The sequence below is a fragment of the Mesorhizobium sp. M1329 genome (assembly GCF_040318035.1).
GTDB lineage: Bacteria > Pseudomonadota > Alphaproteobacteria > Rhizobiales > Rhizobiaceae > Mesorhizobium.
The window spans coordinates 16,929-29,128 of the sequence record NZ_JAMYLN010000015.1; the positions used below are offsets into that span (position 1 = coordinate 16,929).

Annotated in this window: 13 protein-coding genes; 7 read left to right on the plus strand and 6 right to left on the minus strand. The window is 62.9% G+C overall.

Annotated elements, in window-relative coordinates:
• Positions 1–60: 60 nt before the first annotated feature.
• Positions 61–852, plus strand: coding sequence for an SDR family NAD(P)-dependent oxidoreductase (locus tag NKH21_RS16930; protein ID WP_352669631.1), 792 nt, complete (start codon positions 61–63; stop codon positions 850–852).
• Positions 853–863: 11 nt separating this feature from the next.
• On the opposite strand, the gene NKH21_RS16935 is transcribed toward NKH21_RS16930, so the two are convergent.
• Positions 864–1,463, minus strand: a complete 600-nt coding sequence (locus NKH21_RS16935) for a LysE family translocator (RefSeq protein WP_352669634.1) — start codon at positions 1,461–1,463, stop codon at positions 864–866.
• 92 nt (positions 1,464–1,555) lie between these two features.
• Here NKH21_RS16935 and NKH21_RS16940 point away from each other — a divergent pair, with 92 nt between their 5' ends.
• A complete protein-coding gene (locus tag NKH21_RS16940; protein ID WP_352866287.1) occupies positions 1,556–2,425 on the plus strand; it encodes a LysR substrate-binding domain-containing protein in 870 nt (289 codons plus the stop codon).
• A 53-nt stretch (positions 2,426–2,478) separates the two neighbouring features.
• On the opposite strand, the gene NKH21_RS16945 is transcribed toward NKH21_RS16940, so the two are convergent.
• Entirely contained in the window at positions 2,479–3,132 is a 654-nt protein-coding gene (locus NKH21_RS16945) for a dihydrofolate reductase family protein (protein ID WP_352866289.1), read from the minus strand.
• Positions 3,133–3,285: 153 nt separating this feature from the next.
• The gene (locus NKH21_RS16950; RefSeq protein WP_352866445.1) at positions 3,286–4,653 is read right to left on the minus strand and encodes an Nramp family divalent metal transporter; all 1,368 of its coding nucleotides are present in this window, start codon (positions 4,651–4,653) and stop codon (positions 3,286–3,288) included.
• Positions 4,654–4,889: 236 nt separating this feature from the next.
• Here NKH21_RS16950 and mntR point away from each other — a divergent pair, with 236 nt between their 5' ends.
• From mntR to NKH21_RS16965, 3 genes are all read left to right on the plus strand, one after another.
• On the plus strand, positions 4,890–5,345 hold the full coding sequence (gene mntR, locus NKH21_RS16955; RefSeq protein ID WP_023678308.1) for a manganese-binding transcriptional regulator MntR: 456 nt from the start codon (positions 4,890–4,892) through the stop codon (positions 5,343–5,345).
• 223 nt (positions 5,346–5,568) lie between these two features.
• On the plus strand, positions 5,569–6,486 hold the full coding sequence (gene ypfJ, locus NKH21_RS16960) for a KPN_02809 family neutral zinc metallopeptidase (protein ID WP_352669643.1): 918 nt from the start codon (positions 5,569–5,571) through the stop codon (positions 6,484–6,486).
• A 149-nt stretch (positions 6,487–6,635) separates the two neighbouring features.
• Positions 6,636–7,904 (plus strand): TCR/Tet family MFS transporter, encoded by a 1,269-nt coding sequence (locus NKH21_RS16965; protein WP_352669646.1) that lies wholly within the window; start codon positions 6,636–6,638, stop codon positions 7,902–7,904.
• Between the two features lie 55 nt (positions 7,905–7,959).
• Here the strand turns inward: NKH21_RS16965 and carA are convergent, their stop codons facing one another.
• A complete protein-coding gene (gene carA, locus NKH21_RS16970; protein WP_352669649.1) occupies positions 7,960–9,177 on the minus strand; it encodes a glutamine-hydrolyzing carbamoyl-phosphate synthase small subunit in 1,218 nt (405 codons plus the stop codon).
• Positions 9,178–9,497: 320 nt separating this feature from the next.
• Here carA and NKH21_RS16975 point away from each other — a divergent pair, with 320 nt between their 5' ends.
• A complete protein-coding gene (locus NKH21_RS16975) occupies positions 9,498–9,947 on the plus strand; it encodes a GatB/YqeY domain-containing protein (RefSeq protein WP_023678304.1) in 450 nt (149 codons plus the stop codon).
• A 52-nt stretch (positions 9,948–9,999) separates the two neighbouring features.
• Positions 10,000–10,557, plus strand: coding sequence for a GNAT family N-acetyltransferase (locus NKH21_RS16980; protein ID WP_352866293.1), 558 nt, complete (start codon positions 10,000–10,002; stop codon positions 10,555–10,557).
• A gap of 2 nt (positions 10,558–10,559) precedes the next feature.
• On the opposite strand, the gene NKH21_RS16985 is transcribed toward NKH21_RS16980, so the two are convergent.
• Positions 10,560–11,741, minus strand: coding sequence for an MFS transporter (locus NKH21_RS16985; RefSeq protein WP_352866296.1), 1,182 nt, complete (start codon positions 11,739–11,741; stop codon positions 10,560–10,562).
• Between the two features lie 129 nt (positions 11,742–11,870).
• Positions 11,871–12,080, minus strand: a complete 210-nt coding sequence (locus NKH21_RS16990; protein ID WP_292658743.1) for a DUF2061 domain-containing protein — start codon at positions 12,078–12,080, stop codon at positions 11,871–11,873.
• Between the last annotated feature and the right edge of the window lie 120 nt (positions 12,081–12,200).

Here is a 12,200-nt window from a genome sequence, read left to right on the forward strand (position 1 = left end):
GAAGCAGGGATGTTGCCCTGCGGCACTGGCATTTGGAATCGAACCAGAAGGAACAAGACAATGAGCAATCAGGACAAAGGCACGGCGGTCGTCACCGGCGCCTCTTCCGGCATCGGCGCGGTCTACGCGGACCGGCTCGCCGGCCAAGGTTATGATCTGGTGCTGGTGGCGCGGCGCGCCGACCGGCTGGAGGAATTGGCCGGCAAGCTGCGCGCCGAATACGGCCGCAAGGTCAACGTGATCAGCGCCGATCTCGCCGACGACGGCGATCTGCGACGGGTCGAGCAGGCGATATCAACCGACGACAGTGTGACGCTGCTTGTCAACAATGCCGGCCTTGGCGGTGCGCAGGTGGTGGCAACGGCCGACGCCGATGTGGCCGAGCGCATGATCAAGGTCAATGTCGTCGCCTTGACGCGCTTGACCCGGGCGGCCTTGCCGGGACTGCTGGCGCGCAACCGCGGCGCCATCGTCAACATCGCCTCGGTGCTGGCCTTCGACACCTCGTTCGGCGGCATCTACAGCGGCACCAAGGCCTATGTCGTCAACTTCACCGAGGCCCTGCAGCGGGAAGTCGCCGATAGCAAGGTCGCCATACAGGTGGTGCTGCCGGGGGCTACGCGGACAGAATTCTGGGAAGTTGCCGGAAGCGATATTGCCAACCTGCCGGCAGAGATCGTCATGACTGCCGACGATCTGGTCGATGCAGCGCTTGCCGGCCTGGCCAAGGGCGAAACCGTCACCGCGCCCGGGCTCTCCGATCCGGCTGGGTTGGAAACCTATCTTGGTGCGCGGCAAGGTTTCTTCGGCAGCCTGCTGGCCGGCAAGCCGGCGGCACGCTACGCTGCCTGAATTAACTGGTCTTACGCTGTCCGCCACATCGGAATGATCGAGGCGGCCAGCAGCAGGCCAAGCACGGCGTTGAGCATGCGCCACTGGCGCTCGGTTCGCAGCAACCGGGCGAGCAGCGTGCCCGCCACGCACCACGCCGCCAGCGATAGGGCCGCTGCAAGACCGAAGACCGTGCCGAGCAGCAAGGCGAGCTGCAGCGGCCCGTTGGCGAGCGCGGCAAAGGATGCCGCCGCTCCCAGCCCCATGGCCCAGCCCTTTGGGTTCATCCATTGCAGGCCGGCGCCGCCGAAAAAGCTGCTCGGCTTTGCCATGGCCACGTCCAGATTGGGCGGACCGCTGCGGCCGATCTTGAGGGCAAGCCACACCAGATAGAGGGTACCGGCCATTTTCATTGCCAGTTGCAGCGAAGGAGCGGCGGCCAGCAGACCAGCCAGCCCAGCAGCACCTGCCGCAGCCACCGTGGCCAGGCCGGCCGCACTCCCGGCCATCAGCGGGATAGAGCGGCGAAAGCCGAACTGCGCGCCGGACGCCGTCGACAAGGTCGTGGCCATGCCAGGCGTTGAGGTTGAGACCAGCGCGAATACGACGAGGGGAAGGACGGTTTCAAACATGCTGCTTCCTTTGAAGCCTGCACGGTAGGCTGTTTGGCTCATCAGTAAATGCAATGTTTGCTATGATCTGCATTAGCAAATATAATGGTCAGATGCTCCGCAACCTCGACACTGCCCTGGTTCGAACCTTCGTCACCGTTGCCGACAAGGCCAGCATGACGGCGGCGGCCAACGCGCTGCATTTGACGCAAGGTGCCGTCAGCCAGCAGATCAAGCGCTTGGAAGAGGTTCTCGGCTGCAGCCTGTTCGACCGCGATCGGCGCGGATTGCGATTGACCCGCTCCGGCGAGCGATTGTTCGGCAAGGGCAAGCGCCTGCTTTCCCTCAATGACGAGATCCTGGCGGAGATGGCGGGCGATGCGGTTGCCGGTCAGGTGCGGCTCGGAGTGCCGTACGACCTTGTCGGCACCTTGCTTGCGCCGGTGCTGAAGGCCTATGCCGAGGCCTATCCGCAGGTCGAGATCTCGCTTGTCTGTGCTTCGTCACCGGAGTTGGCCGCAGCCTTGGCGACCGGCACGATAGAGCTCGCGGTGATCGAGGAGCCGATCGGTCGGTCGGCCGGCGAATGCCTTGTTGTCGACCGGCTGGTCTGGGTCGGCGCCAAAGGCGGCGCCGCCCGCCGCAAGCGGCCCTTGCCGGTTTCGATGGTCGCCGAGACCTGCGCGTTCCGCCCGGTGGTGCTGGAGGCGCTTAACGAGCATGGGCTGGAATGGCGCACCGTGTTCGAAAACGGCAGCATCGATGCGACGACGGCGACGGTGCGTTCGGACTTGGCCGTCACCACCTGGTTGGCGTCGACCGTGCCTGCCGACCTCGACATTTTGGCCAATGATCCGGAGCTACCGTCATTGCCGAATTTTTCGATCAATCTGCATTTGCCGAAGCACAGCGTCGCGCCGGCTGCACTGGCATTCGCGGGCCACCTCCGCGACGGGTTGGCACGCCGACGAGAGGCGGCTTAAAAAACAGCAAAAGGACGGCTAGTGTTCAGCCGTCCTTGATCGCCCCGCCGCGTCTATTTCCAGTTCTTGCGCCGCTCGATCTCGGCTTCGGACGGCTGCTCCGTGGCAAAGGACCCGGTCTTGATCTCGCCGGAGCGTTTATAGCTCGCCATCAGGACGCCAGTGGTCGATGTCCGCGAACGGGTCAGCTTGAAGGCGGCGGGTATCATGCCGCTGCCGAACAGTTTTTTGCCCTTGCCCAGCACCAGCGGGAAGATCAGCAAGCTGATCTCGTCGATCAGGTCATTGGCGAGCAAGGTCTGGATCAGCTCGCTCGATCCCTGAATGAGCAGGTCGGGGCCGTCCTCCTGCTTCATCCGGCGCAACGTCGCCACGACGTCGCTGCCGAGCGGCTGGCTATTTTGCCAGGACAGCGAATCTGGCCTGTGCGTCGCCACATATTTGGTGACGGCGTTGAAGCTGTCGGCGATCGGGTCATTCTTCTGATAGGGCCAATGGGCGGCGAAGATGTCGTAGGTCTTGCGGCCGAGAAGCAGCGCGAACGGTTTTGAAAACGTCTCGCCCATGGCGGCGCCCATCACATCGTCCCAGTAGTGAAACGTCCAGCCGCCGAATTTGAAGCCGCCGACAGGGTCCTCTTGCGGGCCGCCGGGCGCCTGCATGACGCCGTCGAGGCTGACGAATGTTGCGGCGATGATCTTCCTCATTGGAGCTCCCTTTCCCTGATCCGTGCCGTCATGGCCGGACTTCGAGCCAAGGACGGGCAGGCAGACATTTGTCCGACAGCGGTCGGCAAATTTCCAGGGCTGGAAAGGGGATGACTGCCGACCTTGTTGCGTCGGCTTGGAGCAGAGAAACGCTCAGCCCAGACCGACGACCGTATCGTAGAGCAGCTTGAAGTTGAGCACCAGGATGAGCGCGGCGACCACCCAGGCCAGCACGGCAACGGCGCGGGAAATGGCGAAATTGCCCATCTTGCGCTTGTCCGAGACGAACTGCACCAGCGGTACGACAGCGAAAGGAAGCTGCATCGACAGGATTACCTGGCTGAAGACCAGCAACTGGCCGGTTCCCTTTTCGCCATAAAGTGCAGTGACCACCACCACCGGGACGATGGCGATGCCGCGCGTCAGCAGGCGGCGCGCCCATTGCGGGATGCGCAGACGCAGGAACCCTTCCATCACGATCTGGCCGGCGAGCGTCGCCGTCACCGTCGAGTTCAGGCCGGAGGCAAGCAGCGCTACGGCAAACAGAATGGAAGCGATGCCGAGGCCAAGCAGCGGCGACAGAAGCTCGAAGGCCTGGCCGATCTCGGCAACGTCATGATGACCGGTGCCGTGGAACGCCACCGCCGACACGATCAGGATGGAGGCATTGACGAACAGCGCCAGTATCAGCGCGATGGTCGAGTCGGTCGTCGCCCATTTGATGGCGTCGCGCTTGCCGCGATCGGTGCGCTCATAGGCGCGGGTCTGCACGATCGAGGAGTGCAGATAGAGATTGTGCGGCATCACCGTGGCGCCGATGATGCCGATGGCGATGTAAAGCATGGCCGGATTGGTGACGATCTCGGACGACGGCACGAACATCGCATGCAGGATCGAGCCGACCGGCGGCGCGGCGGCAAAGATCTGGATGGCGAAGCAGCCGAAGATGATGATCAAAAGCGCTATGATGAAGGCCTCGAGGAAACGGAAGCCCTTGTTCATCAGCAACAGCAGCAGGAAGGCATCGAGCGCGGTGATGATGGCGCCGCCGATCAGCGGAATGCCGAACAGCAGTTGCAAGGCGATCGCCGTGCCAATGACCTCGGCCAGGTCGCAGGCGATGATGGCCAATTCGCAAGCGACCCAAAGCATGAAATTGACCGGTCGCGGATAATAGGCGCGGCACGCCTGCGCAAGGTCGCGGCCGGTGGCGATGCCTAGCCGGGCGGCGAGCGCCTGCAGCAGGATCGCCATCAGGTTCGACAACATGATGATGAACAGCAGCGTGTAACCGAACTGGGCCCCGCCGGCGAGGTCGGTCGCCCAATTGCCCGGATCCATGTAGCCGACCGAAACCATGTAGCCCGGCCCCATGAAGGCGAACAGCCGGCGAAGCCAGATCCCCGAGTGCGGCACCGCGATCGTGGCGTTGACTTCGCGAAGGCTGGGCTGCTCGCCGTCCTCCGGGCGGGCAAATCGCCACATGGACCGGGGGGCTGAGGTGGCTTCGGCTTCCGACATGAACTGGCTTTCCACTGGAGCGATCGACATTCTCTCCTTATTTATGCCACGGCTGAACATTATGCAATATGCTATATTTCATTGTCTGAGCTTTTTCGTGTAGCCGCTTGGCCGTGCGGCCGGCACGGCAGTGAACGCCGGTTGCGCCGACCACCGAATGGAAATAAACGGCCAGAACCAATAGGGTTCTGTGCTATGACTGCAATGCCGATTCAAACTGCCGGGAGGAGCGCGTATTGGCGCTGAAGAAAAGACCGGTTCCTCGCGAAAAGCCGCTGCCTGATGCAGAAATTCACTCGGAAGGCTTCCGGCAGACGCGTGAAGCGCGCCGCAGCGCGCTGGTCGAGGATTATGTCGAGCTCATCGCCGACCTGATCGAGGACGGCAACGAGGCGCGCCAGGTCGACATCGCGGCACGGCTCGGCGTCGCCCAGCCGACGGTGGCGAAAATGCTGACGCGGCTGTGCGCCGACGGGCTGGTTTCCCGGAAACCCTATCGCGGCGTGTTCCTGACCGATGCCGGCCGCAAGGTTGCGGAAGAGAGCCGCATTCGCCACCAGACGGTCGAGGCCTTCCTGCGCTCGCTCGGCGTCAGCGCCGAGACGGCGCGCATCGACGCCGAAGGCATCGAGCACCATGTCAGCGCCGAGACGCTCGAAGCCTTTCGCAAGGCAATAATCGCAGCCCGCTGAAAAGCACGGCCAACGCATTTCGTCGCGCCACTCGCTTCTCACGGGTAGGGTGAACGGCACAGACCTTGCGATGTCTCGGCCAGAGCAAACAAGCGTCAGCAAGCATTGCTTGTTCGCACGAAAAATACTGTGACTTGGCGTAGCCATTGAGATAATTGTTGTCGTGTCCGATCGAGCCGGGAAACGGCCCGATCGGCCGGAAAATTGCATCACGGGGGTTGCCATGCTCTGGAAGGGCCGTCGTCAGAGTGACAATGTCGAGGACGAGCGCGGCCAGAGCGGCGGGCTTGGCGGCGGGCCGGGGCAGTTTCGCATCCCGATCGGCGGTCGCGCTGGCGGCGGCGGCATGTCGGGCATCATCATCGTAGGGTTGATTTTCCTGGCAGGGTGGTATTTCGGCTTCGACCCGAGTCAGATCCTCGATAACAGCGGCTTGCAGCCCGGCGGCGGCGAGATCACCGACAATAGCGGCGAGCAAGGCGGCGGTACCGGTGCGCCGGCATCCGACGAGATGAAGCAGTTCGTGTCGACCGTGCTGGCCGAAACCGAGGATACCTGGACCGGTATTTTCCAGTCCGAGGGCCTGACCTATCAGGATCCAAAACTGGTCCTGTTCAGCGGCCGGATTCGCTCTGCCTGCGGTTCTGCCTCGTCGGCGGCCGGGCCGTTCTACTGTCCCAACGATCGCAAGGTCTATCTCGACACCACCTTCTTCCAGCAGCTCGATCAGCAGTTCGGCGCGTCCGGCGATTTTGCACAGGCCTATGTGATCGCGCATGAGGTCGGCCATCACGTGCAGAACCTCGTCGGCATCCTGCCCAAATTCAACCAGATGCGGCAGAATATGAGCGAAGCCGACGCCAACCACATGTCGGTGCAGGTCGAGCTGCAGGCCGACTGCTTTGCCGGCATCTGGGCACATTTCACCGGTCAGAAGGGCATCTTGGAACAGGGCGACATGGCGGAGGCACTGAACGCCGCCAAGCAGATCGGCGACGACACGTTGCAGAAGAAGATGCAGGGCTACGTCGTGCCGGAAAGCTTCAACCATGGCACGTCGCAGCAGCGGCAGACCTGGCTGGCGCGAGGCTTCCAGAACGGCAAGCTTTCGGACTGCGACACGTTCAACAACCCGATCTGAGCTGACGGTTTCTCGTAATCCGAGAGACTGGATCGCAGTCAGGGGATGTCAGGATGAAAACACTCTGCCCGTTCCCTCATTGTTCCCAGCGATGTGCTCGCCTATAAGGTGTGTTCCCGTTCGCTCGGGCGGCCCGAGGAGATACCATCATGATAGACCCCAAAACCGCCAGGCGGGGCCTTGCGCTTGTTTTCACCACCCTGCTGCTCGACATCATCGGCTTCGGCATCATTATGCCGGTGCTGCCGGCCTATCTCAGGGAATTGACCGGCGTCGGCATCAGTGAGGCGGCCATCGAGGGCGGCTGGCTGTTTTTCGTCTATGCGGCGATGCAGTTCGTTTTCGCACCAGTGATGGGCGGGTTGAGCGACCGGTTCGGACGGCGGCCTATCCTGCTTGCCTCGGTGCTGACGTTCGCTATCGACAATCTGATCTGCGCTATCGCCTGGTCCTATCCGATGCTGTTCATCGGCCGCGTGCTGGCCGGCGTTTCTGGCGCCAGCTATTCCACGACATCGGCGTTTATCGCCGACATCTCGACCGACGAAAACCGTGCGAAGAATTTCGGGCTGCTCGGCATCGCTTTCGGTGTCGGCTTCGTCATCGGGCCGGTTCTGGGCGGGTTGCTCGGCACGTTCGGGCCACGTGTGCCGTTCTATTTCGCTGCCGGGCTTGCTTTCGCAAACTTTCTGATCGCGCTGTTTCTGTTGCCGGAAACGCTTGATAACAAGCACCGTCGCCGCTTCGAGTGGAAACGCGCGAACCCGGTCGGCACGCTCGTCCAGATGCGCAACTACGAAGGTATCGGCTGGATTGGACTTGTCTTCTTTCTGATGACGCTTGGGCACATGATGTATCCCGCCGTCTGGTCGTTCGTCTCCAGTTATCGCTATGGCTGGAGCGAACAACAGATCGGCTTCTCGCTCGGCGCCTTCGGCCTGTGCGGGGCGATCGTCATGGCGACAGTCCTGCCGCGTGTGATCCCTAAACTTGGCGAGTGGAAGACGGCGGTAATCGGTCTGGCATTTACCGCACTCAGCGCCTTCGGCTACGCCTTCGCGTCACAAGGCTGGATGATCTACGCGGTGATCGTCGTCGGATGTCTCGAGGCGTTGGCCGACCCGCCGCTCAGAAGCCTGGCGGCCGCCAAGGTGCCACCTTCCGCCCAGGGCGAACTCCAGGGCGCGATGACCTCGATCTTCTCGATCACCTCGATCATCACACCGCTGCTTTATACGGCGATCTTTTCCTGGTTCACGGGGTCGAGCGCGCCCGTAGTTTTCGGCGGTGCCCCGTATCTGCTCGGCGCGATTTTCCTCACGCTGGCGCTCGTCGTCTTCGTCACCAGGGTGGCCAAGCCGACGCCGAAGGAAGTCAAACGCATGCACGCGCAGGAAGCGGTGACCGACGGGGCTTGATCGGCGCCGGGAGCCCGGCCGGCGCCGTCAGTCAAATCCGTTGGTTACGCATGCGCTAGACACGCTCGGCCAGTGCCGGCTCGCCGCGCTTTTCGCGGATGAGATTGACGAAGCGGCGAAACAGATAGTGCGAATCCTGCGGGCCGGGCGAGGCTTCGGGATGATGCTGGACCGAGAAGACTGGCCTGCCGGTGAGCGCAATGCCGCAATTCGAACCGTCGAACAACGAGACATGCGTTTCCTCGACACCGCTCGGCAACGAGTCGGCGTCGACGGCAAAGCCATGGTTCATCGAGACGATCTCGACCTTGCCGGTGGTGTGGTCCTTGACGGGATGATTGGCGCCGTGGTGGCCCTGATGCATTTTTGCGGTCTTGCCGCCCAGCGCCAGCGCCAGCATCTGGTGGCCGAGGCAGATGCCGAACAGCGGGATTTCGGTCTTCAACAGATCCTGGATGACCGGAACGGCGTAGTCACCGGTGGCTTCCGGATCGCCTGGGCCGTTGGATAGAAAAATGCCGTCGGGCCGCATCGCTAGGATCTCCTCGGCGCCGGTTTTTGCCGGCACCACGGTGACCTTGGCGCCGAGGCCGGCCAGCAGGCGCAATATATTGCGTTTGACGCCGTAGTCGACGGCAACGACGTGCATCGACGGATCGGCCTGTTCGCCAAAGCCCTCGTTCCAGACCCAGGGCGTCTCGCGCCAGACCGAGGACTGGCCGGAGGTGACCTCCTTGGCGAGATCAAGCCCGATGAGCCCCGACCATGCGGCGGCGCGGCGCTTGAGGTCATCGACGTCGAAGATACCGTCGGGCGCGTGCGCGATGACGGCGTTGGGCATACCCTTTTCGCGGATCAGCGCGGTCAGCGCCCGCGTGTCGATGCCTGAAAGTGCGACGATGCCGCGCTTCTTCAGCCACTGGTCGAGACCGGTTCCGGCGCGGTAATTCGACGGGTTGGTGACATCGGCCTTGAACACGGCGCCGACGGCACCGGCGCGGGCCAGCGGATTGAGGTCCTCGATGTCTTCGTCATTGGTGCCGATATTGCCGATATGCGGGAAGGTGAAGGTGACGATCTGGCCGGCATAGGACGGGTCGGTGAGTATCTCCTGATAGCCGGTCAGCGCAGTGTTGAAGCAGACCTCGGCGACGGCGGAGCCGGCGGCGCCCAGACCGCGACCCTCGATGACGGTGCCGTCGGCCAGCACCAGCAGGGCTGTCGGCCTCTCGGTGGCCCAAGGGGGGGTCGATGCGGCGGTCATCGTTGCCATGGCGGCACTCCTAAAGGCTGCGCCCCTCAATCGGCGCAACAAAAGGCGCGAAGCGGCAATCTCACAGCCTCGGCGCGCTAACTTTTCACTTGTGCATGTCGTTGCCCAAAACCGCTACGCACTTTTGGGCGACGTGCACTAGAATTCAATTCATGCAAGGCCCAGTACATAGGGGAAGGCGCCAAGGCGGTCAATGATGCCGCACCGTGCGAGCCTGGATTTATTTCGTCGAATAATATCAGCGGTTTGCCGGACGCTATCGAGTTTGCCTTGAGCTATCGGCATGACTATTGTCCGCCGCATTCGAAGGAGAAAGCACCATGCGAGGAAAAATCGCCGAATCCCTGAAGAGCGCGATGAAGGCGCAGGACAAGCGCCGGCTGCCGACATTGCGGCTGATCCAGGCGGCCATTCATGATCGCGATATCGCCAATCGCGGCGCCGGCAAGGAGCCGGCCAGCGACGACGAAATCCTGCAGATCCTTGCCAAGATGGTGAAGCAACGCGAGGAATCGGCCAAGGCCTTCGATGACGGCAAGCGACCGGAGCTTGCAGCGCAGGAGCGCGACGAGATGGCCATCATTCGCGACTTCCTGCCGACGCAACTGGGCCAGGCCGAGACGGAAAGCGCCGTCCGTTCCGCCATCGCCGAGACCGGCGCCAGCGGTGTCAAGGACATGGGCAAGGTGATGGCGGCGCTCAAGGAGAAATATGCCGGGCAGATGGATTTTTCCAAGGCGAGCGGCATCGTCAAGAGCCTGCTTCAGTAAGCTGCGGAAGGGCCTTGCCGTCGCGCCCGCAATCCGGCAAAAGCTCGCGCCCGTGATCGAACTCGTCAAACCGGCGTTTGAACACCTGCCGTCCTACAAGGCGGCCCTCGAGCGCGGCTGGTCGCCGGACAATGTGCGGCTGCTCGACGCGACGCGCGAGCAGCTTGCGGCTATAGAAAAGGATCCAGCGACTTTCCTTGCCGATCTCGACGATCCTGATGGCAAGGGACCGCCGATCACCTTGCCGGACGGTTCGACGGTGCCGCGGCTGCCCGGATTCCGGCGCTGGATCTGGGACGAGGAAGTCGCAGGCTCGATCGGCTTGCGCTGGCAACCCGCCACCGCGGCGCTGCCGTCGCACGTGCTCGGTCACATCGGCTATGCGGTGGTGCCGTGGAAACGGGGACGCGGCTATGCGACCGAGGCGCTGCGGCTGATGCTGGTGGAAGCGAGGGCGGTTGGCCTGCCCTTCGTCGAAATCACCTGCAAGCCACACAATGTGCCCTCGCAGAAGGTCGTTCTGGCCAATGGCGGCCGGATCGTCGGGCGTTTCTTCGAGGATGCTTCCTACGGCGGTGCGGAAAGCCTGCGCTACCGGATTGATCTATAGCCCTATTCGGCGGCAGCCGGCAGCGGCGGCGCAGCCCGGCTTCGCCATTCCCAGACATGCGAAGCAAGCGCAACCGCGACCGCGACCAGCATGGCGATCGCGCCAACCACCGGCAGGCTACGATAGCCATAGCCGGCATTGAGCATGGCTGCGCCAAGCGATGCGGCGAGTGCGATGCCGACATTGAAGCCCGACGGAATGAGTGACGAGGCGAGGTTGGAGGCGTCCGCGGTCCAGGTCAGGATGCGGGTCTGGATCGGCGTGCCGATGGCAAAGTTGAGGCCGCCCCAGACGAAGATCGCTATCACCATCGGCAGCGGGTAAGGGCTGACAGCGTAGATCAAGGCGAGCATTGCCGCTTGCAGGAAAAGCATGGCGATAAGCGACGGCATCAGCTTCCAGTCGGCGAGCCGCCCGCCGACGAAGACGCCGATCGTTGCGCCGACCCCATTGAGCAGGAGCACCCAAGGTACCCATTTCTCGTCGAGGCCGGTGATCTCGAGCAGCGTCGGCGTGATGTAGGTGAACAGGCCGAACTGGCCGATCATCAGCATCAGCATAATAATGAGCGAGGTCCAGACCTGCTGGCGTGCGAGCACGCGGACCTCGCTGCCAAGGCTCGCTGACGGGCTCGACGATCCCGTCTTGCGCGGCAGCAAGGCGCCGATTGCCGCGAAGGCCACCACGCCGAGAGCGCACATCACCCAGAATGTCGCGCGCCATCCCCAGATGTTGCCGATTGCCGTGCCGGCCGGAACGCCGATGACATTCGATACGGTGAGGCCGGACAGGATCAGCGCCACCGCCATGCCGCGCTGGTCTTCGCGCACGAGGCCGACGGCCACCACCATGGCAACGCCGAAATAGGCGCCATGCGCCACGGCCACGGCTATCCGCAACAGCAGCATCGAGGCGAAGTCGGGCGCCAGCGCGCAGGCGGCCTGGCCGATGGTGAAGGCTGCAGTCAGTCCAAGCAGCAGGGCCTTGCGGGAGAACCTTTTGGTGGCGAGCGCCAGCAGCGGGCCGCCGACTGCAATGCCGCCGGCATAGCCGGAAACGAGATAACCGGCGGTCGGGATCGCGACGCCAAGGCCACCGGCCATCTGCGGCAGCACGCCGGCGATGACGAATTCGGTGGTGCCGAAGGCGAAGGCGGCAATGAACAGGGCAATGAGGGGGAGCATGGCGGAAAGGCGATCCTCGGATAAGGTGGCCTCAAACCACGGATGAGGGCAGCGGGCAATCCAGAAATTGTCGACGCCGCCTTTAGCTTTTCTTGATCGCCGGTCAGGCGCCCGCCGCTAAGACAAGAGCTAGGCGGCTGCCTTCCTTCCATAGGGAATTTTCAGCCACGCCCGCTCGTGAAGATAGTAGAGCAGCGACTTGGTGACGACCTCGGTCAGGCCGATGGCCGCGGCGAGCTTGATGCTTCCGGTCACGACGAGCGAAATGATCATCGTGTCGATGGTACCGGTGATGCGCCAGGAAAGCGCTTTGGCGAAGCTGCGCGAATGGGTGTCCATCGACTTTCCTCCCGGTAGATATTGGACGACCCTTTAGCCGACAGACGGGAAGCGGCGCAAAGATAATTTTTGCGCCTTGGCCCACAGCAATTTTCATAGGCGATGTTCTGAAGCTACCCG